This is a genomic window from Roseovarius sp. E0-M6, assembly GCF_037083845.1.
GTDB lineage: Bacteria > Pseudomonadota > Alphaproteobacteria > Rhodobacterales > Rhodobacteraceae > Roseovarius.
Genome location: NZ_JBAPLA010000003.1, coordinates 18,184 through 44,289 on the forward strand (window position 1 = coordinate 18,184; position 26,106 = coordinate 44,289).

Here is a 26,106-nt window from a genome sequence, read left to right on the forward strand (position 1 = left end):
CATGTTGGAAAACGGTTTCGGGAGCGTCGAATTTTCCCTAACGTTGTCCCGGACATCCCGGAAAGGCCCAGCATGACCCACCATCAGCCCAAGCTGAACACGTCGCCCAAGGTTTCGGACGAGGTGCGCAAGACAACCTGCTACATGTGTGCCTGCCGCTGCGGGATCAACGTGCACATGAAAGACGGCAAGGTGGCCTATATCGAAGGCAACCGCGATCACCCGGTCAATCGCGGTGTCCTCTGCGCCAAGGGCAGCGCCGGGATCATGCAGCACAACGCCCCCTCGCGCCTGCGCGCTCCGCTCAAACGTGTGGGGCCGCGCGGGTCCGGCAAATTCGAGGAAATAAGCTGGGACGAGGCGCTCAAGATCGCCACCGGGTGGCTGGCCCCCCTGCGCGAAGAGGCCCCCGAGAAGCTCGCCTTTTTTACCGGTCGCGACCAAAGCCAAAGCTTCACAAGCTTCTGGGCACAGAATTTCGGAACGCCCAACTATGCCGCGCATGGCGGCTTCTGCTCGGTCAACATGGCGGCGGCGGGCATCTACACCATGGGCGGTGCCTTCTGGGAATTCGGTCAGCCCGACTGGGATCATACCAAGCTTTTCATGCTGTTCGGCGTGGCCGAGGATCATGACAGCAACCCGATCAAGATGGGCATCGGCAAGATCAAGGCGCGCGGCGCCCGTGTGATCGGGGTGAACCCCATCCGAACCGGCTATAACGCGGTGGCCGACGACTGGGTGGGCATCACCCCCGGCACCGACGGTCTGTTTATCCTGTCGCTCATCCACGAACTTTTGCGCGCGGGTAAAATCGACCTCGATTACCTCGCCCGGTTCACCAATGCGCCGATCCTCGTGAACCGCGACAGCAAGTCGCCCGACTATGGCCTTTTCCTGCGCGATGACGACGGGCGCCCGCTGGTCATCGACCGCGAGACGAAAAAGCTCACCCCGTTCGATCAGCCCGGCGTCAAGCCCGACCTCTCGGCCACGCACCGCCATGGCGGCATCACGCACAAGCCGGTGATGCACCTCATCGCCAGCCGCTACATGGACAAGCAGTATGCGCCGGAGAATGTCGCCGAACGGTGCGGCATCACCCCCGAGAAGATCCGCACCATCGCCGCCGAACTGGCCCGCGTGGCCTTTGACGAGGCGTTCGAGCTTGATCACGAGTGGACCGATTTCCGCGGTGAGACGCACAAGACCATGACGGGCCGCCCGGTCAGCTTCCACGCGATGCGCGGTATCTCGGCCCATTCCAACGGGTTTCAGACCTGCCGCTCCCTGCATCTTCTGCAAATCCTTCTTGGAACGGTCGAAGTGCCCGGCGGCTTCCGGTTCAAGCCACCTTATCCCAAACCCGTCCGCGCCCATCCCGCGCCCCATTGCGGCGTGACACCGGGCAAGCCCCTCGACGGGCCGCATCTGGGATATGTTCAGGGCCCCGAAGACCTGTGCCTCAAGGAAGACGGAACCCCCGCCCGCATCGACAAGGCCTATACATGGGACAATCCCATGTCCGCGCATGGCCTGATGCATATGGTCATCTCGAACGCCCACGCGGGCGATCCCTACAAGATCGACACGCTGTTCATGTATATGGCCAACATGTCGTGGAATTCGTCGATGAACGTGGGCGGCGTTCAGAAGATGCTCACCGATACCGACGAAAACGGCGATTACGTGATCCCGCGCATCATCTATTCGGATGCCTACAGCTCCGAGATGGTCGCCTATGCCGACCTCATTCTACCCGACACCACCTATCTTGAGCGGCACGATTGCATCTCGCTCCTTGATCGGCCCATCTGTGAGGCCGACGCGGCGGCGGATGCGATCCGCTGGCCCGTGGTCGAGCCCGACCGCGACGTGCGCGGGTTTCAGTCGGTGCTCTGCGATCTCGGGGCCCGGCTTGGCCTGCCGGGCTTTGTCAACGCGGACGGCACCCAGAAATACGCCGACTATGCCGACTACATCGTCAACCACGAACGCAAGCCGGGCATCGGCCCCCTCGCGGGTTGGCGCATGGGCGAAAAGGGGCTGACCCACGGGCGCGGCGCGCCAAACGCGGCCCAACTCGACAGCTATATCTCGAATGGCGGTTTCTTCGTAAAGCACATTCCCGAGGGCGCCAATTACTACAAACCCTGGAACACCGCCTATCAGGATTGGGCGGTCGAGACCGGCATCTTCGACAGCCCGCAACCCTATGTCTTCGATCTCTATGTCGAGACGATGCGCAAGTTTCAACTGGCGGCCGAGGGCCATGGCGACCATCAGCCGCCCGTCCACCTGCGCGACCGGATCAAGAAAACGCTTGATCCCCTGCCGGTCTGGTATCCGCCCTTCGAGGATGACAGCGTGGATACGGGTGCGTATCCGGTCCACGCCCTCACGCAGCGACCGATGGCGATGTATCATAGCTGGGGAAGTCAGAACGCATGGCTGCGGCAGATCCACGGCCACAACCCGCTTTATGTTCCGACCAAGCTCTGGGAGGAGAACGGCTTTGCCGAAGGCAACTGGGCGCGCGTCACCTCGGCCCATGGCGAGATTACCGTGCCGGTCGCGCATATGGCGGCGCTCAACGAAAACACCGTCTGGACATGGAACGCCATCGGCAAACGCAAGGGCGCGTGGGCGCTGGAAAAAGACGCGCCCGAGGCGAACAAGGGCTTCCTGCTCAATCACCTCATCCACGAGTTGCTGCCGCCCAAGGGCGACGGCCTGCGCTGGGCCAATTCCGATCCGGTGACCGGTCAGGCGGCATGGTTCGACCTGCGCGTGAAGATCGAGAAGGTGCCACCCCAACATGAGGCCAAGCCCGAGATGCCGCCTCTCGAAAGTCCTGTCGGAAAAGCTCCGGGCAAGCTGGTGTGGAAAGTTGGGCAATGAACGGAATCACCCAAGACGTATCCCGATGCCGAGCCTTTGTTCATGCACCGAGGCAAGGAGCATAAGGTGAAGTACGCGATTTTCCATTTCCTTCTGCGTCTCAAGCAGCCGTTCTCGCAAGCAGCGCGCAAGCGAAGGATGCAGGTCTTTCTGGATCGCATGGAGATCAGAGGTGGCGAGCGGGTAATCGACCTCGGCGGCGCGCCGGGGTTCTGGGATGACTGCCCGTTGCCGCTGGACGTGACCATCGTCAACCTGCCGGGGTTCAACCCCGAGGAAGCCCCGCCCTCGCGGCATGAATTGCATCTGCGGATCGGTGACGCTTGCAATGTCGATTTCGCCGAGGATGGCAGCTATGACATCGCGTTTTCCAACAGCGTGATCGAACATGTGGGCGACAAGGACAAGCAGCGCGAAATGGCCGAAGAGGCCCGGCGTCTGGCTCCGGCCTATTGGGTTCAGACACCGTCGATCTGGTTTCCGATCGAAACGCATAATCACATGCCCTTCTGGTGGTTTTATCCGCAATCACTGAAGCGGTACTTTATCCGGCGCTGGAAAGCCAAGCTGCCAGACTGGACCGAGATGATAGAAACCACAACGGTTCTGCGCATCGGGCATCTGCGCGATCTTTTCCCTGATGCAGAGGTCTGGACCGAACGCAAGTTCGGATTCCCCAAATCCTATGTTCTCTACCGGAAACCCGTGCAAGCCAAAGGGCGGGATACCTGATGCAACCTGATCCGAATCCACTGCGCATTCGAATGGAGGCCGACACATGACGACTTTGCCATCCTCGACCAAAAAGAAGCTCGGCCTTGTCATCGATCTCGACACCTGCGTCGGGTGTCATGCTTGCGTGATCTCCTGCAAGGGCTGGAACACCGAGAACTATGGCGCGCCGCTTTCCGATCAGGACCCCTACGGAAAAGATCCGCGCGGCACATTTCTCAACCGCGTGCACAGCTACGAGGTGCAGCCGCTCGCCGACAGCGCCAAGGTTCAGCCCACAGCGCAGTTGATCCACTTCCCCAAGTCCTGCCTGCATTGCGAAGACGCGCCCTGTGTCACCGTCTGCCCAACCGGGGCGAGCTACAAGCGGGTCGAGGACGGCATCGTTCTGGTGAATGAAAGCGATTGCATCGGCTGCGGTCTTTGCGCTTGGGCCTGCCCTTACGGCGCGCGCGAGATGGACGAGGCCGAAGGCGTGATGAAGAAATGCACCCTTTGCGTCGACCGCATCTATAACGAAAACCTCCCCGAGGAAGACCGCGTGCCGGCCTGCGTGCGCACCTGCCCGGCGGGCGCGCGCCATTTCGGCGATCTTGGCGATCCCGACAGCGATGTCAGTCAGCTCGTGGCCGAACGCGGCGGCATTGACCTCATGCCCGAACAGGGCACCAAGCCCGTCAATCAATACCTTCCGCCGCGCCCCAAGGACCAGATGGATGCGCCCGAAGAATTCGACGTGCTGGGCCCGTTCCTTGATCCCGTCGCGGACGAGGCGAAGGGCTTTCTCGGCTGGCTCGACAAGACCCTGGAGAAGCTCTGATGCATCCCGCACCTTCCGTTATCGTCTTTACCACGTTGTCCGGCCTGGGCTTTGGCCTGCTGTTCTGGCTGGGTCTTGGCCACCCCTCCGTCACCGGCTGGAGCGCGTTCGCGTTCTTTGCCATCGCCTATTTGCTCGCCGTGGGTGGGCTCATGGCCTCGACCTTGCACCTTGGCCACCCTGAACGCGCACTCAAGGCGTTCACGCAATGGCGTAGCTCGTGGCTCAGCCGCGAGGCGGTGGCCTCGGTCGCGACGCTGCTGGTGATGGCCATCTTCGGGGCGGGGCTGGTGTTCTTTGATCACGTTATCGCCTCACTCGGAGTGCTGGGCGCGCTACTGTCACTCGTGACCGTCTACACAACCTCGATGATCTATGCCCAGATGAAGACGGTGCCGCGCTGGAAAACATGGCTGACGCCCTGCCTCTACCTGTCGCTCTCGGTGGCGGGGGGCGCGCTCTTGGCGGGACAGGTGCAGATCGCGCTTATACTGCTGCCGATCGCGTCGGTTGTGCAGGTGGCATGGTGGGTGCGCGGCGACAGCGCATTGTCACAGAGCGGCACCACCCTCGCCACGGCGACGGGCCTTGGCGCGCGCGCCGATGTCCGCGCGTTTGAACCTCCGCATACCGGGACGAACTACCTCCTGCGCGAATTCGTCTATGTGGTCGCCCGCAAACATGCGCTCAAGCTGCGGGTGATCGCCTTCGTGCTGGGCTTTGTCCTGCCGGTGGCGCTCCTGCTCGTGCCGTTCTCGCACTGGATCGCGGCCCCTGCGGTGCTCTCGCATCTGGCCGGTGTCGCGGTGTCGCGCTGGCTTTTCTTCGCCGAGGCCGAGCATGTTGTGGGGCTCTACTACGGCAAGCGCGCGGCGTGAGGGTGAAAATTCGCGCGGCGCCTTCGGCTTGATTCCGCGCTGGGTGCCCCGTCCCTTCCTTGACCCGCGCCATCGTCGCATCCCAAAGCATAACACCGCCCCCAAACGAAAACGGCCCCGCCAGATGGCGAGGCCGTTTCCGATTTCATAGCATCAAGGCTTACTTCTCGTCTTCGTCGCCCTTGAGCGCGGCACCAAGGATATCGCCCAGCGATGCGCCCGAGTCGGACGAGCCATACTGTTCCACGGCTTCCTTCTCTTCGGCGATCTCGCGGGCCTTGATCGACAGGCCCAGACGGCGCGATTTGCTGTCCACGTTGGTCACGCGCACATCAATCTTGTCACCGACCGAGAACCGCTCGGGGCGCTGCTCAGAGCGGTCACGGCTAAGGTCGGAGCGGCGGATGAAGGATTTCATGCCTTCGTATTCCACTTCGATGCCGCCATCCTCGATCGAGGTCACCTCGACCGTGATGATCGAGCCGCGCTTCACGCCGCCCACGGCCTCGGCGAACTTGTCACCGCCAACGCCTTTGATCGACAGCGAAATACGCTCTTTCTCGACATCGACTTCCGACACGACGGCCTGAACCATATCGCCTTTGCGATAGTTCTGGATCGCGTCTTCGCCCCGTTCGTCCCAGCTGAGGTCCGAAAGGTGAACCATGCCGTCGATATCGCCTTCGAGGCCGACGAACAGACCGAATTCGGTGATGTTCTTGACTTCGCCCTCGACCTCGGTGCCCTCGGGATGGGTTTCCGCGAACACTTCCCACGGGTTGCGCATGGTCTGCTTGAGGCCAAGCGAAACGCGGCGTTTCGCCTGATCGATTTCCAGAACCATTACTTCGACTTCCTGAGAGGTCGAAACGATCTTCCCGGGATGCACGTTCTTCTTGGTCCAGCTCATTTCCGAGACGTGAACCAGACCCTCGACACCGGGCTCCAGCTCGACAAAGGCACCGTAATCGGTGATGTTCGTCACGCGGCCCGTATGCACCGAGCTGAGCGGGTATTTCGCACCAACCAGATCCCACGGATCGTCCTGAAGCTGCTTCATGCCAAGGCTGATGCGGTGGGTTTCCTTGTTGATCTTGATCACCTGAACCTTGACCGTCTCGCCGATCGACAGGATCTCGGAGGGGTGGTTCACACGGCGCCATGCCATGTCGGTGACGTGCAGCAGGCCGTCGACACCGCCAAGGTCCACGAAGGCCCCGTATTCGGTGATGTTCTTGACGACGCCGTCCACGGCCTGACCTTCGTGCAGGTTGCCGATGACCTCGGCGCGCTGCTCGGCGCGGCTCTCTTCAAGGATGGCACGGCGCGACACAACGATGTTGCCACGGCGGCGATCCATCTTGAGGATCTGGAACGGCTGCTTGAGACCCATGAGCGGGCCTGCGTCGCGCACCGGGCGCACATCGACCTGAGAGCCGGGCAGGAACGCCACGGCACCGCCAAGATCGACGGTAAAGCCACCCTTGACGCGGCCAAAGATCGCGCCTTCGACACGCTCTTCGTCGGCATAGGCCTTCTCCAGACGGTCCCATGCCTCTTCGCGGCGGGCCATCTCGCGGCTGACCACGGCTTCGCCACGGGCGTTCTCGGCGGCGCGCAGATAGACTTCGACCTCGTCGCCGACTTCTATTTCGGGCTGCTCGCCGGGATTTGCGAATTCCTTGAGATCGACGCGGCCTTCCATCTTGTAGCCGACGTCGATGATGGCTTGGCCCGCTTCGATCGCGATAACCTTGCCTTTCACGACAGACCCTTCTTCGGGTGTGTCCATTTCGAAGCTTTCTTCAAGAAGGGCTTCGAATTCCTCCATCGATGTGTTTTGAGCCATGTGGCGTGTTGTTCCTAATCTAGCGTTTATTCCGGCCGTGCGGTTGTCTCCGCCGGTCTTGGGGTTTCATTGGTCAGCCGGGTCACAAAACAAAGAGGGCCGGATGGTCCCGACCCTGCTCGATCTCTCGTGTCTTGTGACGTTACCCGCCTTTGCGACGTGTGCGCATATAAGGGAAATAGGGCCGGGGCGCAAGGGGCGGCGCGGCCCAAGGAGCGCAGGCCGCATAAGGGCCGCCCGCGATGTGCGGGTTTTCGCCAAATGGGGTCTGTGGAGGGGGGCGTTGGTTAGGTCGGCGGCGATGACTGCTGTCAGCCCTAACAGGACATTCAGTTTTCCGATGCGGCAACGGTAGGACTGCGGATCAGGTGGGATAGATAGGTGGAGCAAGGGTTAGGTGCAGGAAAAATCAGATGGAGCTTTACTATTTGAGTTCTGGCGGATGAACGTTTCCTTCAAGGAACTTGCCAACAACCTTTTCTGGACTGACTTTACCGGCCAACCATGCACCAAGGATGCTACCCACAATCGGCTGCCCGAAAAGCGTGCCAATGCCTGTCGAAACGGCTACAATTCCAAGAGGGACGGTTAATCCTGCGGTCCGTTCTGCGGAAAGAAATTCACCGATGTTCTCCCGAAGGTGTTCCCAGTAGTTTTCTAAGTACGTCGCTGTAACTTCTGCTTGCTTGTGGTCAAGTTCATCGTCTGCGTCAGGCAGAGATGATGCCAAGTCGCTTATGTTCTTCTGATGTTGAACCAAGAAGGTAAGATATCTGTCCTTTTGGTCGGGATTTAGAGAATTACTACCTCTTACCCTCTCAATAAACCCACTAACCTGTTCCTCAAGCGCAATCAGATTGAGATAGACCGAAACTGAGTTTTCTCTTGCAACGGCCTGGACATCTTCGACTTTGAATACCGTCGTGGATTTCAGTGTTTCCGATCCCTCTCCGATAGTTGCCGATACATCTTCAACTTCAGGCTCAAGATCAATGGTCCGAACAGCTCTATCAACTTCCGTGCCTTCTACATCAGTTATCGATAGCTCCTCGCGGGAAACGAAAGCAATGTCACCTTCTTCGAGATAGACTATTTTGTTCGTGAGACGCCCGAGGGCAATTTCAGCCGAACCAACGAACTTTTCGTCATCGCCAATGCCTATAGCCAGCGGTGACCCTTTTCTCGCGGCGACAATTAGATCCCTCTCACCATCAAAAAGAAACGCCAACGCAAAGGCCCCCTCGAGACTTTTTATTGTTTCGACAGCAGCTTTGGACGGTGAAGCTCCCAAATCAATTAACCGCTGTGTTGAAAGGGCTACAACTTCAGTATCGGTTTCGGATTCACCATTGTAGCCTTCGTCTGCAAGTGACGCGCGAAGCTCTCGGTAATTTTCAATAATACCATTATGAACTACGGCGACGGAACCCGCACGTTGGGGGTGAGTGTTATGCTCACTTGGTGCACCATGTGTCGCCCACCGGGTGTGACCAATGCCAGACTTTCCGGTTAACGGATCGTGAACCAAGACATCAGACAGATTTGCGAGTTTTCCCACCGCGCGACGACGATGAAGTTCGCCTTTCTCGTTTATGGTTGCAATGCCCGCGCTATCGTATCCACGGTATTCCAATCTCTGCAAAGCTGAAATCAGAATCGGCGCGGCTTCTTTGTCACTGAGTATACCGACGATTCCGCACATGAAGTTTCCGACTTGAATTGGCAGATGGCTGACCCTTGGAAATCCTACTGTGTCTGTCAGAGGTTTACCAGAACTGAACTCTCATGGGTTGGTATGCTGACTCTCGCAAGGATCGTCAAAGCGGCCCACAACTTTGCAAACTCCGCCCCCTCCCCATTGCCGCCCTTGGAAGCCAAGCGCAGCGCGACATTCAGGCGTTGCACGTGTTTCTCCCTTTCGCGGATGTCTCGGGTCAAAGGCGAAACCCTTTAGGGCACAGGTGCGGCGCGCGCTGGGGCGCGGTTTGGCGGGGCTGATCTGCTCCCGCCCATGAAAATTCACCCCTGATTTTCACGTTCAATCCTGTTCGATCTGTCCAGTTACCGCACCGCGCGCCCCGTTACCCGGGCCGGACCGCGCCAATGCACCGACGTAATACCGACGTGAATACCGACGTGGATGCCGACGCTCGAAACTCCTTGTTTTCCTGCCGATAACCTATGAGTCGCGGCGTCGCGCCCGACAGTTCGGTCCCGGTGTTCATATTCCGGTAACGAATGGGCGCCGCAGTGCCGCTCTCGGTTCGGTCCGAAGCCTCTCTTGTCAAAGCCATGTCGGATATCATTTCATGGGGCGACAAAGGAGGTGCGCCAATGTCTTTTTCCCAAGCCGCAGCCACCCAGCCCGACCATTTGCAAATCTGGTTCGCTTGGCTGGTGGGCGTTATGTTCCTTGCGCCGCTTGCTCTGATCGCCTTTCGGCAAAGCCGCCGGATCGGTCTGGTCGCACTGGCCGTGGCGCTACTCACAGCGGTGGCAATGAATTGGGCCTACAACATGTGGGGGTATGTGCGGCTCTTGGGCCTTGTTCATGTGGTGCTCTGGACGCCGCTCCTGATCTGGATATGGCCACGGCTCGCCGGGCTGACCGGGGCGGCGCGCATTATCGCATGGGTGTTCGTGCTGACCCTCGGGGTCTCGCTCGTGATCGACTATATCGACGTGATCCGCTGGCTGCTCGGGGAGCGGGAGTCGCTGGTGCCGATCGTTTAGGCGCTGTCGATACGCTGCGCCACCTCGGCGATCGCGGCGGCGACGGCATCCTCGATGCTCATTTCCGAGGTGTCGAGCTGTATGGCATCCGGCGCGGGCTTGAGCGGCGCAGCCGCCCGCGCGCTGTCGCGTTCGTCGCGTGATCTCAGGTCCGCCAACACCTGTTCGCGGGTCACCTCATGTCCTTTTCCGCAAAGCTCCCTATGCCGCCGCTCGGCCCGCACTTCGTCTGACGCGGTCACGTAAAGCTTCACATCCGCGTCGGGGCAGATCACCGTGCCGATGTCGCGCCCATCGAGAACCGCGCCACCTCCGCGCCGCGCGAACGCGCGCTGAAAGTCAACCAATGCTGCCCGAACGTCAGGTAGCGCCGCCACCCGGCTTGCCGCTTGGGCCACGTCGGGGGTGCGCAGCGCGTCGTCGTCATCAAGGTCCGAAGCGCGCAGGGCGCGTGCCGCCTCAACGGCCTCCGTGCCGTCCAGCGTGCGCAATCCGGTCGCACGATAAAGCAATCCGGTGTCCAAATGTGCAAAGCCGAAATGCGCGGCAATCGCGCGCGACACGGTCCCTTTTCCTGCGGCGGCGGGGCCATCAATGGCGACGGTGAAAGCACGGTTTATCATGGGATTTGACTAGGCGTTTCGCGCAAGAGCCGCAACAGAAATGGGTCATGCCATGCCGGAGATTTCCCGGTTCACGCGTTGACGTGATCGTGGTGCCGCGTCGGCTTCATTTCGGAAAGCCCATACGATTCAAGCCCTTGAGGTTGCTGAGTCAGGCCTCGAACCCCGGTGTTCCCCGATCTTCGGGATGGCGTTCCAAATGCTTGCGCTTGATGGTTTCGGAGGTGTCACGACTGCCATCATGGCTCCATCCCGGCGGGGCCACGCAATACATCCAGCGCTCGCGCCACGTGAGCCCCGGTTGGGTCACGTCCTTGAATATCCCTACCCATTCGTGAAACGCCACGCGGATCGGATTGAAGGTGCCGATATTGCGGACAAGGCCATAATCGACCTTTTCGCGGTCCTGCTCGGGGACGAAAGTGCCGAAAATTTTGTCCCAGATGATGAAGACCCCGGCATAGTTGGCATCGAGGTAGCGCGCGTTGCGGCCATGGTGAACACGGTGGTGTGACGGTGTGTTCATCACCGCCTCGAACCAGCGGGGCATCCGCCCGATCGCTTCGGTGTGAATCCAGAACTGGTAAACAAGGTTGAGCCCGCCCACGAACAGCACCATCGCCGGATGGAAACCCAACAGAATCAGCGGCGCGCGCACCACCATCATGAAGGTAAATGTGCCGGTCCATGTCTGCCGGAGTGCGGTGGTGAGATTGTAATGCTGTGATGAATGGTGATTGACGTGGCTGGCCCAGACCCAGCGGATACGGTGCCCAAACCGATGCACCCAGTAATAGCGCAGATCGTCGAGCACGAAGCACAGCAAGATGACCCAGACCGAGGTTCCCAGATCAAGTGGCGTAATGCGCCAAAGCAGCATGAAAAACCCATAGGCGACAAAGCCGAGCAGGATGCCGGAGGCCACGTTTCCCGCCCCCATGATAAGCGAGGTCACGGCGTCACGGGTTTCATAGCGTCCGCCGCGACCCTTGATCACGATCCACAAAAGCTCGATCAGGATGGCGGCGATGAAAAGGGGCACGGCAATCTCCGTGACCTTGGGAAAGTTGAGCGTGTCCATCATGTCTTTTGTCCTATCGTTTCCGCCCACGCCTCGGCCTCACCGGGGGCGAGGTGCAGCTTGATCCGTCGCGCGCCATAGTCCGGCAGGAGAAGGATCAACGTGTCATTCTGCACCTGCGCCTCGGCCCCCTCAAGATCGCGGGCGGTTGTGTCGGCCCCAAAGCGCCAGACGATGCCAAGACGATCGCCCGTTTCGACAAGCGCGGCGCGCCCGGTGATCGACCGCGCGACATTCGTCGCCGGGGCATCGGGGAACTCGCGGGCCCATGCTTTGCGGGCCGCATCATCACTGGACAGCCCCGGACCATCGGTAAGTCCAAGGAAATGCAGAGTAAAGGCTATGCCCGCAATCCCCATAACGACCAGCGGCAGCAATATTTCCAGAGGCATGAGGTCTCTCCCGTGGGGTGAATTAGAACGCTGCCCGGCGGCGTTGTCAAAGAGGGCGTTACGTTACCCTTGGCCGGCTTGTCGTCCGATTTCCCGCGCGAGAATGGCGATGCCGTCGCGAATGCGCTCGCTCGGGATGGATGAATAGGCGAGTCGGTAAAAATTCCGGGGCGGCGGATCGCGATGAAAGAAGGGCGCGCCCGGCTCGATCAGCACGCCTTGGCTGCGAAGTGCGGCATCAAGCGCGCGGGTGTCCACGCCGTCGGGCGCGCGCATCCAGATCGACGATCCGCCGAACATGCCGGTGCCTTCGATCCCGAGGCCGTGATGATCCAGTGCTTCGACCATTGCGCTGCGGCGGCGTGCAAAGGTCTGTCCCATCCGCCGAATGAGCGCATCGTAATGACCTAACGAAAGAAAATAGGCCGTCGTACGCTGAATATGGCCGGGGGGATGGCGCAGCACCGAAGTACGCAATGCCCGTGCTTCGCGCACAAACGCGCGCGGCCCGACAAGATACCCCAAGCGCAAACCGGGAAAGATGGATTTGGAAAAACTTCCCACGTAAATCACACGCCCGTCGGGATCGAGCGATTTGAGCGCGGGCGACGGGGCGCGCAGAAATGACACTTCGAACTCGTAGTCGTCCTCGACGATAAGCGCCTCCATATCGCGCGCCTTGGAGAGCAGGGCCTCGCGTCGGGCCATGGGCATGGTGGCGTTGGTGGGCGACTGGTGGCTCGGGGTCGTGAAGATGACATCGGCGCGGTCGGGAAGGGCTTCGGGCCGCAACCCGTCACCATCGACAGGGACCGCTGTGAGATGGCAGCGCGACTGCATCAGGATATCGCGCAGCGCATGGAAGCAGGGGTCTTCGATCACCGCCGTGCGACGCTGTGTCAAAAGTACTTGCGCGGTCAACCAAAGCGCGTTCTGCGCCCCCATCGTGATCAGAATTTCATCCGGCTCCGCCCGTATGCCGCGCCGGGGCAGGGTGTGCCGCAGGATGAACTCGACAAGCTTGCTGTCGTCGCGGTCGTAGTAATCCGCGGTCAGTGCCTGAAAGTCCTTTTGCCCCAAGGCCCGCAACGCGCAATGACGCCAGTTGGCATGATCAAAAAGTTTGGGATCGCTCTGACCGTAAATGAAAGGATAGGGATACGCGGCCCAATCCTGAGGTTTTTCCGGGGTCGCTCCGCCGGTATAGCGCCGCCCAAGTGCGCGTGACCAGTCGATCGCATCCTGACGCACCGGCGCGGTGGGAAAGTCAGTGGGCTCGGGCGCATTGTCGGACACGTAAAAGCCTGAGCGGTCGCGCGATGTCAGATAGTCGTTTGCCTGAAGCTCGGTATAGGCAAGGGTCACGGTGATCCGGCTCACCCCCAAATGCTCGGCCAGCTTGCGCGAGGAGGGAAGCTTTTCACCCTTTTCAAAACGGCCGGAAAGGATGCCTTCGGCGATCATCTGCTGAATGCGCGCCTGAAGCGTGCCTTCGCCATCCGGCGCAAGAAAAAAGGTTTCAACGGGGACAACCATTTGCAACAGATAAACTGGACCTAGCGGGGGTGCAATCTGGCATTACATGCCGCCCGCAGGTGGCCAGAGCCTATCGGGGTATGCGCTATGAACAAAGGGCGGCCGCATGACCGCCCTTTCACTGCGCGCCAAGGCTAGATTTATCCCACGACGTTGAACTCAGGGCCGTAGGGATAGCCGGTGATGTTTTCGTTGCCCTCTTCGGTAATGATCAGCACGTCATGTTCGCGGTAACCGCCCGCACCGGGGCTGCCCTCACCGATGGTGAGCATGGGCTCCATCGAGATCACCATGCCGGGTTCGAGCACCGTGTCGATATCCTCGCGCAGTTCAAGACCCGCCTCGCGGCCATAGTAATGCGACAGCACCCCGAACGAATGACCATAGCCAAACGTGCGGTATTGCAGCAGGTCGCGCTCGGCCAGGAAGTCATTGATTTTCGCCGTCACCTCGGCACAGGACATTCCGGGTTTCAGTAGGGACATGCCGTATTCATGCGCCGCGACATTGGCCTCCCATATCTTGCGGCTGGCGGCATCCACCTCACCGACGAACATGGTGCGTTCGAGCGCGACGTAATAGGCCGAAACCATCGGGAAGGTGTTGAGCGACAGGATGTCGCCGCGTCGCAACACGCGGCCTGTCACCGGATTATGGGCCCCGTCGGTGTTCACGCCGGACTGAAACCAGACCCATGTGTCGCGGTATTCCGCATCGGGAAAGACACGTGCGATTTCAAGCTCCATCGCGTCGCTTCCGGCAATGGCCACGTCGATTTCGCGCGTGCCTTCGCGCACGGCCTCCCTGATCGCGTATCCGCCGACATCGGCAATCTTGCAGCATTTGCGGATCAGGTCGATCTCGGCTTGGGATTTGTGCATCCGCTGGCGCATGGTGCGGGCGGCGATATCAACGGTTTGTGACGGGCTGAGAAAGTGTTCCAGCTTGTCGCGCTGTTGCAGTGTGAGGTGGTCGCCTTCGAAGCCCACGACGCCGCCGTCGCCGGCAACCGCGCGCACCGCACGCCAGTAATTGTCACGTTGCCAGTCGGTGTAGGTGATGTTGTCGCAAAAGCTTCGGCGCCACGGCTGGCCCGCGTCGATGCCCGCACTGATGGTGACGCAATCGCCTTGCGTGACGACAAGGCCATAGGGCCGGCCGAACGCACAATAGAGAAAGCCCGAATAATAGGCGATGTTATGCATGGACGTGAAAACGCACGCATCGACACCCGCCGTGTTCATGATCGCGCGCAATCCCGCGATTCGGGCCTCGTATTCGGCCACGTCAAATGCAAGAGGCGCCTTTTCCCCGTTGTGGAAACGATACATCTCGGGGCGAGCGCCGCCGTTGAGTTCAATGGTTTGCGGATCTGCAGTCATAGTGACCCTCCTTCGCAAAGAAAGGTCCCGGCGTTCAGGACTGATTGGGATACAAAAGGCCATAAGGGGCGACGCCATCGCCCGGACCCATGAGGCTTATTGCTCAATTCATGGATTCTGGCAAGATGTATGAGGGCAGGACGAAAGGTGGCTTGATGGCAATCGCGGGTGCAAGAAACTTGATCACCGATGTGCCGGGATTGCGTGTCGGCAATGCCCGCGATGCACGCATGAAGACTGGTGTGACCGTTCTTTTGGGCGATGCGCCCTTTGTCGCCGGTGTGCATGTTATGGGCGGCGCGCCGGGCACACGCGAAACTGATCTGCTCTCGCCCGACAAGTTGGTGGAAGAGGTGGACGCGCTGGTTCTGTCCGGTGGCTCAGCCTTTGGTCTTGATGCTGCGTCCGGTGTGGCCGACGGGCTCCGAAAGGCGGGACGCGGCTTTGTGGTGGGGGATGTGCGGGTTCCCATCGTGCCGGGGGCCATTCTTTTCGATCTGCTCAATGGGGGCGACAAGAGTTGGCAGGAAAACCCCTACAAGCCGCTTGGCCAAGCGGCGCTGGCCGCTGCCGGCACCGATTTCGCGCTGGGCAGTGACGGTGCAGGCACGGGCGCGCTTACCGCAACGCTCAAGGGTGGGCTGGGTTCGGCCTCTCTCGTGCTGAAGTCCGGGCATACTGTCGGGGCGCTGGTCGCGGTCAACGCCGTGGGCACGGCCATCATGGGCGAAGGCCCGGAGTTCTGGGCCGCGCCTTGGGAAATCGGGGGCGAGTTCGGCGGGCTGGGTGTCGGGAAGACCGACATGTGGCCGGCGACCAAGCTTGGACAGCACGAGGCGACGACCATCGGGATCGTGGCCACGGATGCCGCGCTCACACAGGCGCAGGCCACGCGCATGGCCGTCGCAGCGCATGACGGGTTCGCGCGGGCGCTTGTGCCATCACATACACCTATGGACGGCGATGCCGTTTTCGCCGCGGCAACGGGGGCACGGGATGTGGGTGGTGTGGCCGACCTTCTGACGCTTGGACATGCGGGGGCAATCTGTATGGCGCGGGCCATCGCGCGCGCGGTTTACGAGGCAGGCCCGGAGCCGGGTGACGTGGTGCCGTGTTGGCAAGCGGCGTTCACGAGATGAGCGTCCGGACCATGCTGCTTTCGGGGTCGAGCAGCGGGGCGAGCACGTTAAGGTGATGCCGCTCTGCCGCGACCACGTGACCAGCCTTCCAAGCTTCTGCGAGCCAACGCGCCTGATCGAGGAAAACGGGCCGTTCTGCGCCGCCGACCCAAACCGTGACACGTAGATTGCGCGGCACCTGAAGTGCCGGGCTTTCTGTGCGCGCGGTCTCGGGGCCGAGACAGAAGTCTTCGTTCATCGCGGTGTTGAGCAGGGGGCGCAGGTCCGAGACGGGCGAGATTGGCATGACATGCGCGATCCGGTCGGCGACCTTGTCGGGCAGCACCCCCGGCACGCACATCCGCGCCACGAGGTGCCCACCCGCCGAGTGACCCACAAGGATGATAGGCCCGTCGGTATGGGCCGCTGCCCGCGCGATCGCGGTCGCGACCTGAGCGGTGATCTGGGGAATGGTGACGGCAGGGCATAGATCGTAGGACGGCATTGCCACCGCATAGCCCTGTGCGCGCATCCCTTCGGCGAAATGCGACCACATCGACCGGTCGAATTTTACCCAGTATCCCCCGTGAACGAACACGCACAGCCCCTTGGTGGGCCCTTCGGGGAGAAAAAGATCATAGGCCATGCGGGCCGACGGGCCGTATGAGATACCGAGCGCGGCCTTGTCGGTCTGGCTCAGGGCGTCGCGATAGGCCGCTGCATCCGCCTCCCATCGGGTGAGGAGATGATCGGCATCCGGTATATACGGCAGGTTCGCATAGGCATCGTCCCAGTCCATCTCGCGCTCCTTCTGGTGGCGGCACTGGACAACCTTACCGCAACCTGCTTTGCCTATGCGAGAGACGAATAGATGTGAGATGCAAGGGAGATCGCCATGAGTGAAACGAACCTCAAATCGCTACTGAAGGATCCAAGCCTTCTGGCCGAGAAAGCCTATGTGAACGGCGCCTGGGTCGATGGTGAGGACGGCACGTTCGATGTGACGAACCCGGCACGGGGCGACGTGATCGCCAAGGTCGCCGACCTGAGTCGTGCCGAGGTGGCCAAGGCCATTGACGCCGCCCTCGCCGCCCAGAAGGAATGGGCGAAGTGGACCGGCAAGGAGCGCGCGGCCGTCCTGCGCAAATGGTTCGACCTGATGACCGAGAACGCCGACGATCTGGCCACGATCCTGACCGCCGAACAAGGCAAGCCGCTGGCCGAAGCCAAAGGCGAGATCGGTTATGGCGCGAGCTTTATCGAATTCTTCGGTGAAGAAGCCAAGCGCGTCTATGGCGAGACGATCCCCGGCCATCAGCGTGACAAACGCATCACCGTGATAAAGCAGCCCATCGGCGTGGCGGCAAGCATCACGCCCTGGAATTTTCCAACCGCGATGATCACGCGCAAAGCCGCGCCCGCCTTGGCGGCCGGATGCGCCTTTGTCGGTCGCCCCGCCGCCGAGACGCCGCTCTCGGCGACTGTTCTGGGTGTCTTGGCCGAGCGGGCGGGCATTCCGGCGGGTGTCTTCAACGTCGTCACCTCGTCCAGCTCGTCCGCTGTGGGCAAGGAGTTCTGCGAAAACCCCGGCGTGCGCAAGCTGACCTTCACCGGCTCGACCGAAGTGGGGCGTATTCTTCTGCGGCAGGCCGCGGATCAAGTGATGAAATGCTCGATGGAACTGGGTGGCAACGCCCCCTTCATCGTGTTTGACGATGCCGATCTCGATGCGGCCGTCGAAGGCGCGATCATGTGCAAGTTCCGCAACAATGGTCAGACCTGTGTTTGTGCCAACCGCATCTATGTTCAAGCTGGCGTCTATGACGAGTTCGCCAAGCGCCTGAAGGCGAAAGTCAGTGATATGGCGGTCGGTGATGGCCTTGAGGAGGGAACACAACTTGGCCCGCTGATCAATTCGGATGCCATCGACAAGGTTCAGGAACATGTGGCCGACGCCACCGAGAAGGGCGCGCAGATCATTCTGGGCGACGGTCAGGCGATGAAGGGAGAGGGCCATTTCCTGCCGCCCACCATCCTGACCGGAGTCACACAGGAGATGATGATCGCCACGGACGAGACGTTCGGACCGCTCGCACCGCTGTTCAAGTTCGAGGATGAGGACGACGTGATCGAAATGGCAAACGACACGATTTTCGGCCTTGCCTCGTATTTCTATGCCAAGGATTTGAGCCGGGTCTACAAAGTGGCCGAAACGCTTGAATACGGGATCGTCGGTGTGAATACCGGCATCATCTCGACCGAGGTCGCGCCGTTCGGCGGTGTGAAACAATCGGGCCTTGGGCGTGAAGGAAGCCATCACGGAATCGACGAATTCCTTGAAATGAAATACATCTGCATGTCTGTTTAAAGCGTTTCGCGAAAACCTGAATCACAGCCTTTCGCGAAACGCCGTGCTGCATCCAATCGTTGCACGCGTTCCGCCTTTCGCTGATGTATCGGGTTAAAGGCGGAACGCTTTAGAGATCTGTTTATCAATTAGAAAATAGCGCGGCGGCGGGGCACGGGTCCGTCGCCGCAGCTATTTTGTGACAGCATATGTTTCTAAGTGTGCCGGTCGATATGAAAACAAAAAGGGCGCGCCATAAGGCACGCCCCTGCAACGACTTGCGCCGCGGCCGCGATCAGTTGACCGTGGCTTCAAGCGTCTTGGTGTCGGACTTCGCAATCTCGATCTGGCGCGGTTTGAGCGCTTCGGGAATTTCCCGGTGCAGTTCGATGTGAAGCATTCCGTTTTCGTGAACGGCTCCGGTCACCTGAACATGGTCCGCAAGCTGAAACCTGCGTTCGAACGCGCGGGTCGCGATGCCGCGATGCAGATAGGTGCGGTCTGTGTTTTCGTGCTCGGCTTTGCGTGCCGACACAAGAAGGGCGCCTTCCTTGACTTCGACCGAAAGCTCGTCGCCCGTGAAGCCGGCAACCGCGATGGAAATGCGATACGCATCATCGGCCGTCTTTTCGATGTTGTAGGGCGGATAGGTGGGGGCCGTGCCGTCATTGGACAGCACACGGTCCATCATGTCGGCAACTTGGTCAAAGCCGATGCTGGCCCGGTAAAGGGGTGCGAGATCAAAGCTACGCATGGGTTATCCTCCGTTTGAGCGATACCAGTTATGAGTGCCTTCCCCTGAGGGACAGGCGGTGCGTGTTCAGCCCGATATTGGCGCTGAACTCTTGATATGTGGGCAGGGATTTCGCCGTTTCAAGAGGCTCAGGGCTTGGCGAATTTCGCACCTGCCGCGCCGCCACCCTGACCCACGCGGACGCGCTTGGCCGACGGAGTCGCGGGCGCGGTTCGCACCGAGCGCAGATCGCGTTTCAACCGGTCCACAACCTGTGGCAGCGACATGCCGAATGCGATGCGGCGGCCCTCATGTGCTCCCCCGCCGGAGATAAGCGACAGGATGCGCGGGTGCCCGCCCTCGCGCACGAAAACGGGTGCGCCGGACGACCCGAACGTGACATTGCAATCGAAGGCCATGAGGTCACGGGCGGTTTCAAGAACGCCGCATTCACGTTGCCAGGACAGGGCCGCGTCGCGCCCCTGACCGTAGGACACCACGCTGACAGTCTGTCCCGCGTCGTAATGGCGCGACAGGCGAAACGGGCTGGCCGTCGCGGCCGGTATCGGATCGGTGAGGCGCAGCAGGGCCACGTCGTAACGGATATTGGCATTTGTCAGGGGCGCATTGGACTTGTAATCGCGATGCGCCGCCACCACTGCGATGTCGCTTTGTGAAATGAACTTGCCGTCCCGGAGGCCGGCCCGAAACGATAGCCCGCTTGCCGGGACTGATGCGCCCGTGTCGTCATACACGCAATGCGCGGCAGTGAGCACCAGATCAGGGGCGATCAGCGCGCCTGTGCAATAGCCGGTCTGGCCGATCTCCACGCGCCCGACCGCCTCCCACCCGAAAAGGTCATCGCGGTCGGTCAGCCGGATCAAGCCACTTCCCGCATGGGCCGGAAGGGCCATGCACAGGGCGAGTATGGCAAGGCAAAAACGCATCGTCATGGCTTGGCGAATTTGGCGCCGGTGGCGCGTTTCTTGGTGACGCCACTCATGCTGGGCGCGGAGGGCTGAAACACACCGTGACCGGCATTGAGCTGTGCCCGTAGCGCGGCAAGTGGCGCTTCGAGTTGGGTTCCGAGCGATACCTTTTGCCCATCTACCTGAGCCATGGCCGAGACCACCGAAACCACGCGTGGCACGCCGCCTTCGAAGCTGAAGACCGGGGCGCCGGACGCGCCGAAATCCACGTCGCACGACATGACCAGAACGCCTTGGTGCCGGGTGATCACATCGCATGTTTCCTGAAGTGACGGCGCCTCTGACCTGCCCTTTGCGTAGGACACCACGCCGATATGTTGACCTTGACGGGGTCGGCGATCGGTTTGGAAGGGTTCGACGCGACCGTTGCGGATGGGGTGATGCAATTCAAGAAGCGCGACATCGTTGCGCACGCGCTCGGTGGTGCCCGCCCGCTCAAAGTCATATTCGGGGTGGATCACAGCGCGCCGCACCCACCGATAGGCCTGAGCGCGACCGTTGCGCCATCCGGCCAGAAATTCGATCTTCGCGGGGTCGATTCGGGTGCCTGTTTTGCGGTCAAAAAGGCAATGTGCGGCGGTCAGCACCTGATCCGGGGCAATCATTACCCCGGTGCAAAAGCCAAGCCCATCAAGATCGAGACGACCGACCGCCTCCCAACCCTTGCCGTCGTCGCCGGTATCGAGACGCTTCAGGTTCGTATCCTGAGCTGTGGCGGCGTTACATGCAAGAATTGCCACAAGACCCAGAACAGCACGCAGCATCCACATTTCTCCATAGAATGTTTCAGACGCACCTAGCAGCGGTTTGAGGCGAAACTTTGGCGCGGAACGATTTTCACCGCCAAAGCTTTAGCGCCCCTGCATTCGGTCCCGCGTGTCCACCCATGTGCGATACCACAGATCGGCGGCGCGCAGGAAATGCGGCTTTGTCGTCGGGTGAAGCCAGTGCCGCTTGAACCGTGTGTCGGCATAGGCGGTGTGTCCGCGCGCGTCGCCCATGGCCCGGAACGCGGCCTTCGCCCCGAGATAGGGTGCCATGACCGTGCCCGACCCCGAAAACCCCATGGCATAATACAGGCCGGTATCCTCACCGATATGGGGCATTTCGGTAAAGGCATAGCCGGTGTTACCCGTCCAGACGTGGCTGAGTCGGATGTCTTCGAGTTCAGGCCAGATTTCGCACATTGTTTCGTGTTGCCGGCGCGCTGCCACCTCAAGCGGGACATGGCGCATCGAGGCCCGGCCGCCAAAGAGAACACGCTTGCCATCGGGCGAGAGGCGGAAATAGCTGTGGCGCGCGCGTGTTTCGACCATCATGCGGCGACCGGGCGCAAGGTGACCGATCAGGTTGGAAGGTAGCTCTTCCGTCGCGATTATATACGATGGCAGGGGAAAAACCCGAGCCAGATGCCACCGAAACGGCAGCGTGGTATAGCCGTTGGTGGCGAGGACAATTTTTTCGGCGGTGATGTCCCCGCAGGCGGTTCGAACGGTGAACCCCTTGGTGCTGCGCTCATAGGCTGATACCGCCGCGTTGCCGCAAACCGCGATCCCCTTCTGCGCGGCGGCGCGCCACAGTCCCCGGTGAAATTTTGCCGGATGGATCGCACAATGGTCCGCGAACAGAAGCCCGCCGAAATAGCGTTCGGTGGTGATCTCACGCGACATGGCGTCCCGGTCGAGCACATCTATCGGCACGTCGCTCTTGGCGCGGATATCGTCGGCGAGGCGGGATTGCGCTTGGGCATGCGAACGCGTCCAGGCCAGTTGAATGCGCCCTGTTTCCTGTAGGTCACAAGAAATGCCGTGACGCGTGATCAGATCCAGAACGAAATCGCGTGCGGGGGCGGCCTCGGCAAAAAGCGAATCGGCGGTGCCGGGGCCGAACTGTGCCGCGAGCCTGCTCCAGCTGAGGCGCGGATGCGCTCCGAACATACCGCCATTCCGGGTCGAGGCCCCGGTGCCGGGCTCACCGGCATCGACGACGGCGACCGAGGCACCGCAGTCCTGTGCCGCGAGAGCCGCGGAAAGCCCCGTGTATCCCGCACCTATGACGAGAAGGTCCACATGAGCGGGCAAATCCGCGGTCTCGGGTGCCGCCGTTTCGCGTAGTGCTTCCCACCAATAAGGGGTGCCGATCGCCGCTTCGTCGGTGAAGTTCACCATTACCCAACTCCCGCTCTGAGCGGTGACGTCACATCACGTTTTGGAAGGACGTTTCAACCGCATGCAGGAACGATCCTGCCGAGGAGCTGGCCGAGAGCAAGAGGAATGTGTGTTCATCCGTGCGAATGATCAGGGTGCCCAGATGCTCCATCGTCGTGCGCGCCGCATCACCCACGGCGAAGGCGTCAGGATGCAGGTCGATGGGGCAAATGCGTTCGAGCGCGCGGCGGCACGAAGGGCCGGATATCTCGAGTGCGCACCAGACATCTGTCTGGTCAGTGGTATAAGCCTTGCCTTTGATCGCGGCGGCGACAACGCGCTCGGCATCAGGGGTGTCGTGGGTGAAGATGACGAAGCCCTGATCGACAGAAAGACGCACGAGACGGGCCTGTTCATCTTTGGCGACGACCGATTTCCCGACGTCGGGCACAGCCACGCCATAGGCCGACTTGATTGCCGTCTTCGCCGCGCTCTCGCCTCCGAGTGGCAAGGCGAACGAAACGATGGCAAGGTCTGCAGGCGACGTGACGCGGCTGTCACCGAATGTCAGGTCAGTGCCAGAGAGCGGCGGTGTGGAGACGAGGCTGAACTCAGGCACGGAGGCGTTCTCCTTCGGGGTCGATAAAGTGGGCCGAGACAATCTCGACATCCATTTCGGTGTCATGAACGGGGCTGACGGCGCGAACGATTTCGCCCATGCGTTCATGCCCGCGTTTGATGAAGCCCAGCCCGATGGAATGATCCAGCGACGGTGAGAAAGCCACCGATGTCATCCAACCCTGATCGTTGGACATGGTGGCATCGTCGCCATGGGTGATGAAGTGCGATCCGGCGATGAGTTTCCGCGCACGATCCACAGGGCGGAACCCGACAAGGCGGATCGCGTCATCGCGATTCATTTCAGGCCGCTGGCTAAGGGTTTGGCCGATGCAATCCTTCTTCTTGCTTACCATCCCGCCAAGCCCGAGGTTGAGCGCGGTGGTCTGTCCGTTCAGCTCATTTCCCGCCGCGTGGCCCTTTTCGATTCGCATGACGCCAAGGGCTTCTGTGCCATAAGGCACCGCATCGAACTCTTGGCCAGCCTCCATAAGGACGTCCATCATCGAGTTGCCATAGCGGGCCGGCACCGCGATCTCGAACGCCAATTCACCCGAGAACGAGATACGGAAAAGGCGGGCGGGCATGCCGCCACAGACCGTGACTTCGCCGCACCCCATGAACGGGAATGCCTCGTTCGAAATGTCGTGATCCTCATCAATCACCTTGCGCAGGAGGCTCCGGGAGTTGGGGCCCGCAACGGCAAACTGTGCCCAGCCATCGGTCGTTGAAATCAGATGCACGTCAAGACCCGGCCAGAGGCACTGCCGCGCGAATTCGAGCCTGCGGAACACAAGCACGGCATTGGCCGTGGTCGTGGTCATGACGAAGTGGTTTTCGGCCATCCGCGCAGTTGTGCCGTCATCGTAACAGATACCGTCCTCACGCAGCATCAGCCCGTAGCGCACCTTGCCCACCGGTAATTTCAGGAAAGCATTGGCATAAACTTTGTTGAGAAACTCGGCGGCGTCCTTGCCCTGAACGTCGATCTTGCCCAGCGTGGTCACATCGCAGATGCCGACAGACTGTCGGGTTTGCAGCGCCTCGCGATCGACACTGTCGCGCCAGCCCTTCTCACCGGGGCGGGCGAACCATTGGGCCCGAAGCCAGTTGCCGACCTCGACGAAGGTTGCGCCGTTTTCTTCGGCCCATTTGTGCGAGGGCGTGAGCCGGTATGGGCGGAAATCCTCGCCCCGGCAGCGGCCGGCAAGCGCCCCAAGAGGCACGGGCGTATAGGGCGGGCGGAAAATGGTGGTGCCGACCTCGGGGATCGTCTTGCCCGACGCCTCGGCGAGAATAGCAAGGCCCGCGATGTTCGACGTTTTGCCTTGATCCGTTGCCATGCCCATCGTCGTGTAGCGCTTGAGGAGTTCGACCGAGCGAAACCCTTCGTGATTGGCAAGCTTGATGTCCTTGACGGTCACGTCATTCTGCTGATCGACCCAAGCGCGTTTGGTGCTTTCCTTGACATGCCAAAAGGCGGCGCAAGCGCGCGGTTCATCTTCGGCTGTGGGTGCGTCGCCCTTGGCCTTGACGCCAAGCGCATCAAGCTGTGCGGTGGCTTGGGCATGGCCTTCGGCAAGGGCCGCACCAAGGGTCATCGAACCGTTCGCCGCGCCCGCGACGGCCATCCCGACCGGAAGGGGCCCGCCGGGCACGAAAGCACAGATGTCATCGCGCCATTCGGGGCGGCCACGCTGGTGACAGGTCAGGTGGACGTTGGGATTCCACCCCCCCGAAACGGCAAGACAATCGCAGGGCACAACCTGACCACTTGTCAGTGTCACGGATTTCAGGCCCTTGCGCCCGACCGTATCCATCACGGCCGTGGCGCGAATGTGACGCACACCGGCGATGTTCATCACCGCAGGGGCATCGCGGCTGTCGATGATCGTCGTGACATTGACGCCCCGGGCAACAAGGTCTGCCGCCGTGCGCCAGCCGTCGTCGTTGTTGGTGAAAACGGCGACATCCCTGCCTGGGGCTACGCCGTAGCGGTTGACATATGTCCGGACCGCGCCCGCCATCATGATGCCCGGTCGATCATTGTTGCCAAAGGCGATGGGACGTTCCGTCGCGCCTGCCGCAAGCACCGTGCGTTTCGAGTAAATCCGCCAGAGAACCTGACGCGGCTTGCCGTCGCTCGTGGCAAGGTGATCGGTGCAGCGTTCCAGCGCGCCATAGGTGCCGTGATCATAGGCGCCATACACGGTGGTGCGTGTCATCAACCGGACGTTTGGCATCGAGGCGAGTTCCGCCACGGTCATGCGCGCCCAGTCTTGGCCGGCCATGTTCTCGACGCTGAGCGTTTCGGAATTAAGCCGTCCGCCGGGAGTGAAATCTTCGTCGGCCAGAATGACCCGCGCCCCCGATCGCGCCGCAGTGAGCGCGGCGGAAAGTCCGGCCGCCCCGGCGCCGATGACCAGAAGATCGCAATGCAGGAACCCCTTGTCATAGCGGTCTGGATCATCCTTCATCGACAGCCTGCCAAGGCCGGCAGATTTGCGGATCGCGGGTTCGTAGACCTTTTCCCAGAATGCCTTGGGCCACATGAACGTCTTGTAATAGAATCCGGCACTCAGAAACGGCGACGCGAAGTCGGTGATCGCCATCAGATCGTGTTCCAGCGAGCCACGGTGGTTCTGGCTCGTGGCCGTGAGCCCGTCGAAAAGCTCGGTCACCGTGGCGCGGGTGTTCGGCTCCTGATGGGCCCCGGATCGAAGGTGAACAAGGGCGTTCGGCTCTTCCGATCCGGCGGTGAGAATGCCGCGTGGACGGTGGTATTTGAAGGACCGCCCCACGAGGGTCTGCCCATTGGCCAGAAGCGCGGACACCAGCGTGTCGCCCGGATGCCCCTGCATATTGCGCCCGTTGAACGAGAAGTTCAGAACTTTGGAGCGGTCGATAAGGCCGCCATTGATACGATTTACCTGGCTCATCTGTCACGTCCCCGGGATTTGGCCACATCGCGTGCCAGTTCGACATTGGTGATTTCGTGACTCAGTGTGTTGCGGGTCACAACCAGCCACGAGCGATCACCCTGTTCGTGATACCAGAGTTCCTGATGTGCGCCTGCCGGATTGTCACGCAAGTATCCGTATTCATAGAATTTCTCGTCTGCGTCTGGATCTTCCCAACCGGGACGATCAATCAGCGAAGCATCGCCCAGATAGATGAATTCAGCGGCATCGCGGGGGCCGAGAAGGGGGTGATTGATGATCATGCTC

21 protein-coding genes and 1 pseudogene are annotated in these 26,106 nt (G+C 60.9%); 7 read left to right on the forward strand and 15 right to left on the reverse strand.

The features are described 5' to 3' along the window. Nucleotides 1-72: 72 nt before the first annotated feature. The 4 genes from V8359_RS09920 (at nucleotide 73) to V8359_RS09935 (ending at nucleotide 5,331) form a co-directional block, all read left to right on the forward strand. Nucleotides 73-2,901: a molybdopterin oxidoreductase family protein gene (locus V8359_RS09920; protein WP_336428660.1), complete on the forward strand. Its 2,829-nt coding sequence runs from the start codon at nucleotides 73-75 to the stop codon at nucleotides 2,899-2,901. Between the two features lie 66 nt (nucleotides 2,902-2,967). Then, entirely contained in the window at nucleotides 2,968-3,633 is a 666-nt protein-coding gene (locus V8359_RS09925; RefSeq protein ID WP_336428661.1) for a class I SAM-dependent methyltransferase, read from the forward strand. A 46-nt stretch (nucleotides 3,634-3,679) separates the two neighbouring features. Continuing rightward, nucleotides 3,680-4,453, forward strand: coding sequence for a 4Fe-4S dicluster domain-containing protein (locus V8359_RS09930; RefSeq protein WP_336428662.1), 774 nt, complete (start codon nucleotides 3,680-3,682; stop codon nucleotides 4,451-4,453). Then, complete coding sequence (locus V8359_RS09935) at nucleotides 4,453-5,331, forward strand: dimethyl sulfoxide reductase anchor subunit family protein (protein ID WP_336428663.1); 879 nt, start codon at nucleotides 4,453-4,455, stop codon at nucleotides 5,329-5,331. Before V8359_RS09930 ends, V8359_RS09935 begins: the two co-directional genes overlap by 1 nt. Before the next feature lie 160 nt (nucleotides 5,332-5,491). On the opposite strand, the gene rpsA is transcribed toward V8359_RS09935, so the two are convergent. Together rpsA and V8359_RS09945 are read right to left on the reverse strand one after the other, a co-directional pair. After that, nucleotides 5,492-7,180, reverse strand: a complete 1,689-nt coding sequence (rpsA, locus tag V8359_RS09940; protein ID WP_336428664.1) for a 30S ribosomal protein S1 — start codon at nucleotides 7,178-7,180, stop codon at nucleotides 5,492-5,494. Between the two features lie 982 nt (nucleotides 7,181-8,162). Then, a pseudogene (locus V8359_RS09945) lies at nucleotides 8,163-8,882 on the reverse strand (glutamine--fructose-6-phosphate transaminase (isomerizing)); the annotation flags it as partial. Between the two features lie 632 nt (nucleotides 8,883-9,514). Here V8359_RS09945 and V8359_RS09950 point away from each other — a divergent pair. After that, entirely contained in the window at nucleotides 9,515-9,913 is a 399-nt protein-coding gene (locus tag V8359_RS09950; protein WP_336428665.1) for a hypothetical protein, read from the forward strand. Here V8359_RS09950 and cmk read toward each other — a convergent pair. The 5 genes from cmk to V8359_RS09975 all read right to left on the reverse strand — a co-directional run bounded on the left by cmk (nucleotide 9,910) and on the right by V8359_RS09975 (nucleotide 14,927). Beyond that, nucleotides 9,910-10,536, reverse strand: a complete 627-nt coding sequence (gene cmk, locus V8359_RS09955) for a (d)CMP kinase (RefSeq protein ID WP_336428666.1) — start codon at nucleotides 10,534-10,536, stop codon at nucleotides 9,910-9,912. The genes V8359_RS09950 and cmk overlap by 4 nt on opposite strands. A 151-nt stretch (nucleotides 10,537-10,687) precedes the next feature. Then, on the reverse strand, nucleotides 10,688-11,620 hold the full coding sequence (locus V8359_RS09960; RefSeq protein WP_336428667.1) for a sterol desaturase family protein: 933 nt from the start codon (nucleotides 11,618-11,620) through the stop codon (nucleotides 10,688-10,690). Further along, nucleotides 11,617-12,009 carry a hypothetical protein gene (locus V8359_RS09965; RefSeq protein ID WP_336428668.1) on the reverse strand — a complete coding sequence of 131 codons (393 nt, stop codon included), beginning with the start codon at nucleotides 12,007-12,009 and terminating at the stop codon, nucleotides 11,617-11,619. The genes V8359_RS09960 and V8359_RS09965 overlap by 4 nt, the downstream gene beginning before the upstream one ends. 63 nt (nucleotides 12,010-12,072) lie before the next feature. Further along, nucleotides 12,073-13,545, reverse strand: coding sequence for a MocR-like pyridoxine biosynthesis transcription factor PdxR (pdxR, locus tag V8359_RS09970; RefSeq protein WP_336429040.1), 1,473 nt, complete (start codon nucleotides 13,543-13,545; stop codon nucleotides 12,073-12,075). A 140-nt stretch (nucleotides 13,546-13,685) separates the two neighbouring features. Then, a complete protein-coding gene (locus V8359_RS09975) occupies nucleotides 13,686-14,927 on the reverse strand; it encodes an aminopeptidase P family protein (protein WP_336428669.1) in 1,242 nt (413 codons plus the stop codon). 155 nt (nucleotides 14,928-15,082) lie between these two features. Here V8359_RS09975 and V8359_RS09980 point away from each other — a divergent pair, with 155 nt between their 5' ends. Next, nucleotides 15,083-16,066 carry a P1 family peptidase gene (locus V8359_RS09980; RefSeq protein ID WP_336428670.1) on the forward strand — a complete coding sequence of 328 codons (984 nt, stop codon included), beginning with the start codon at nucleotides 15,083-15,085 and terminating at the stop codon, nucleotides 16,064-16,066. Here the strand turns inward: V8359_RS09980 and V8359_RS09985 are convergent. Next, the gene (locus tag V8359_RS09985) at nucleotides 16,056-16,844 is read right to left on the reverse strand and encodes an alpha/beta hydrolase (RefSeq protein WP_336428671.1); all 789 of its coding nucleotides are present in this window, start codon (nucleotides 16,842-16,844) and stop codon (nucleotides 16,056-16,058) included. The genes V8359_RS09980 and V8359_RS09985 overlap by 11 nt on opposite strands. A gap of 96 nt (nucleotides 16,845-16,940) precedes the next feature. Between V8359_RS09985 and V8359_RS09990 the strand changes: the two genes are divergently transcribed. Further along, a complete protein-coding gene (locus tag V8359_RS09990; RefSeq protein WP_336428672.1) occupies nucleotides 16,941-18,413 on the forward strand; it encodes an NAD-dependent succinate-semialdehyde dehydrogenase in 1,473 nt (490 codons plus the stop codon). Nucleotides 18,414-18,687: 274 nt separating this feature from the next. On the opposite strand, the gene V8359_RS09995 is transcribed toward V8359_RS09990, so the two are convergent. From V8359_RS09995 to V8359_RS10025, 7 genes are all read right to left on the reverse strand, one after another. Next, complete coding sequence (locus V8359_RS09995; protein ID WP_336428673.1) at nucleotides 18,688-19,146, reverse strand: Hsp20 family protein; 459 nt, start codon at nucleotides 19,144-19,146, stop codon at nucleotides 18,688-18,690. Nucleotides 19,147-19,274: 128 nt separating this feature from the next. Beyond that, nucleotides 19,275-20,078, reverse strand: coding sequence for a trypsin-like serine peptidase (locus tag V8359_RS10000; RefSeq protein WP_336428674.1), 804 nt, complete (start codon nucleotides 20,076-20,078; stop codon nucleotides 19,275-19,277). Continuing rightward, nucleotides 20,075-20,878, reverse strand: a complete 804-nt coding sequence (locus tag V8359_RS10005; protein WP_336428675.1) for a trypsin-like serine peptidase — start codon at nucleotides 20,876-20,878, stop codon at nucleotides 20,075-20,077. Before V8359_RS10005 ends, V8359_RS10000 begins: the two co-directional genes overlap by 4 nt. Before the next feature lie 87 nt (nucleotides 20,879-20,965). Next, the gene (locus V8359_RS10010; protein WP_336428676.1) at nucleotides 20,966-22,282 is read right to left on the reverse strand and encodes an NAD(P)/FAD-dependent oxidoreductase; all 1,317 of its coding nucleotides are present in this window, start codon (nucleotides 22,280-22,282) and stop codon (nucleotides 20,966-20,968) included. A gap of 28 nt (nucleotides 22,283-22,310) precedes the next feature. Beyond that, complete coding sequence (locus V8359_RS10015) at nucleotides 22,311-22,880, reverse strand: sarcosine oxidase subunit gamma (RefSeq protein WP_336428677.1); 570 nt, start codon at nucleotides 22,878-22,880, stop codon at nucleotides 22,311-22,313. Further along, the gene (locus tag V8359_RS10020) at nucleotides 22,873-25,818 is read right to left on the reverse strand and encodes a sarcosine oxidase subunit alpha family protein (RefSeq protein WP_336428678.1); all 2,946 of its coding nucleotides are present in this window, start codon (nucleotides 25,816-25,818) and stop codon (nucleotides 22,873-22,875) included. Before V8359_RS10020 ends, V8359_RS10015 begins: the two co-directional genes overlap by 8 nt. Beyond that, a complete protein-coding gene (locus tag V8359_RS10025; RefSeq protein ID WP_336428679.1) occupies nucleotides 25,815-26,102 on the reverse strand; it encodes a sarcosine oxidase subunit delta in 288 nt (95 codons plus the stop codon). The genes V8359_RS10020 and V8359_RS10025 overlap by 4 nt, the downstream gene beginning before the upstream one ends. Between the last annotated feature and the right edge of the window lie 4 nt (nucleotides 26,103-26,106).

What these genes read in the sequence shown, in the direction of transcription:
- V8359_RS09935 (WP_336428663.1), top strand. Translation starts at nt 4,453, where the DNA reads ATGCATCCCGCACCTTCCGTTATCGTCTTTACCACGTTGTCCGGCCTG.
- V8359_RS10005 (WP_336428675.1), bottom strand. Translation starts at nt 20,878, where the DNA reads ATGCTGCGTGCTGTTCTGGGTCTTGTGGCAATTCTTGCATGTAACGCC.
- cmk (WP_336428666.1), bottom strand. Translation starts at nt 10,536, where the DNA reads ATGATAAACCGTGCTTTCACCGTCGCCATTGATGGCCCCGCCGCCGCA.
- V8359_RS10025 (WP_336428679.1), bottom strand. Translation starts at nt 26,102, where the DNA reads ATGATCATCAATCACCCCCTTCTCGGCCCCCGCGATGCCGCTGAATTC.
- V8359_RS09975 (WP_336428669.1), bottom strand. Translation starts at nt 14,927, where the DNA reads ATGACTGCAGATCCGCAAACCATTGAACTCAACGGCGGCGCTCGCCCC.
- V8359_RS10020 (WP_336428678.1), bottom strand. Translation starts at nt 25,818, where the DNA reads ATGAGCCAGGTAAATCGTATCAATGGCGGCCTTATCGACCGCTCCAAA.
- rpsA (WP_336428664.1), bottom strand. Translation starts at nt 7,180, where the DNA reads ATGGCTCAAAACACATCGATGGAGGAATTCGAAGCCCTTCTTGAAGAA.
- V8359_RS09950 (WP_336428665.1), top strand. Translation starts at nt 9,515, where the DNA reads ATGTCTTTTTCCCAAGCCGCAGCCACCCAGCCCGACCATTTGCAAATC.
- V8359_RS09960 (WP_336428667.1), bottom strand. Translation starts at nt 11,620, where the DNA reads ATGATGGACACGCTCAACTTTCCCAAGGTCACGGAGATTGCCGTGCCC.
- pdxR (WP_336429040.1), bottom strand. Translation starts at nt 13,545, where the DNA reads ATGGTTGTCCCCGTTGAAACCTTTTTTCTTGCGCCGGATGGCGAAGGC.
- V8359_RS09985 (WP_336428671.1), bottom strand. Translation starts at nt 16,844, where the DNA reads ATGGACTGGGACGATGCCTATGCGAACCTGCCGTATATACCGGATGCC.
- V8359_RS10010 (WP_336428676.1), bottom strand. Translation starts at nt 22,282, where the DNA reads ATGGTGAACTTCACCGACGAAGCGGCGATCGGCACCCCTTATTGGTGG.
- V8359_RS09920 (WP_336428660.1), top strand. Translation starts at nt 73, where the DNA reads ATGACCCACCATCAGCCCAAGCTGAACACGTCGCCCAAGGTTTCGGAC.
- V8359_RS10000 (WP_336428674.1), bottom strand. Translation starts at nt 20,078, where the DNA reads ATGACGATGCGTTTTTGCCTTGCCATACTCGCCCTGTGCATGGCCCTT.
- V8359_RS09980 (WP_336428670.1), top strand. Translation starts at nt 15,083, where the DNA reads ATGGCAATCGCGGGTGCAAGAAACTTGATCACCGATGTGCCGGGATTG.
- V8359_RS09930 (WP_336428662.1), top strand. Translation starts at nt 3,680, where the DNA reads ATGACGACTTTGCCATCCTCGACCAAAAAGAAGCTCGGCCTTGTCATC.
- V8359_RS09995 (WP_336428673.1), bottom strand. Translation starts at nt 19,146, where the DNA reads ATGCGTAGCTTTGATCTCGCACCCCTTTACCGGGCCAGCATCGGCTTT.
- V8359_RS09990 (WP_336428672.1), top strand. Translation starts at nt 16,941, where the DNA reads ATGAGTGAAACGAACCTCAAATCGCTACTGAAGGATCCAAGCCTTCTG.
- V8359_RS09965 (WP_336428668.1), bottom strand. Translation starts at nt 12,009, where the DNA reads ATGCCTCTGGAAATATTGCTGCCGCTGGTCGTTATGGGGATTGCGGGC.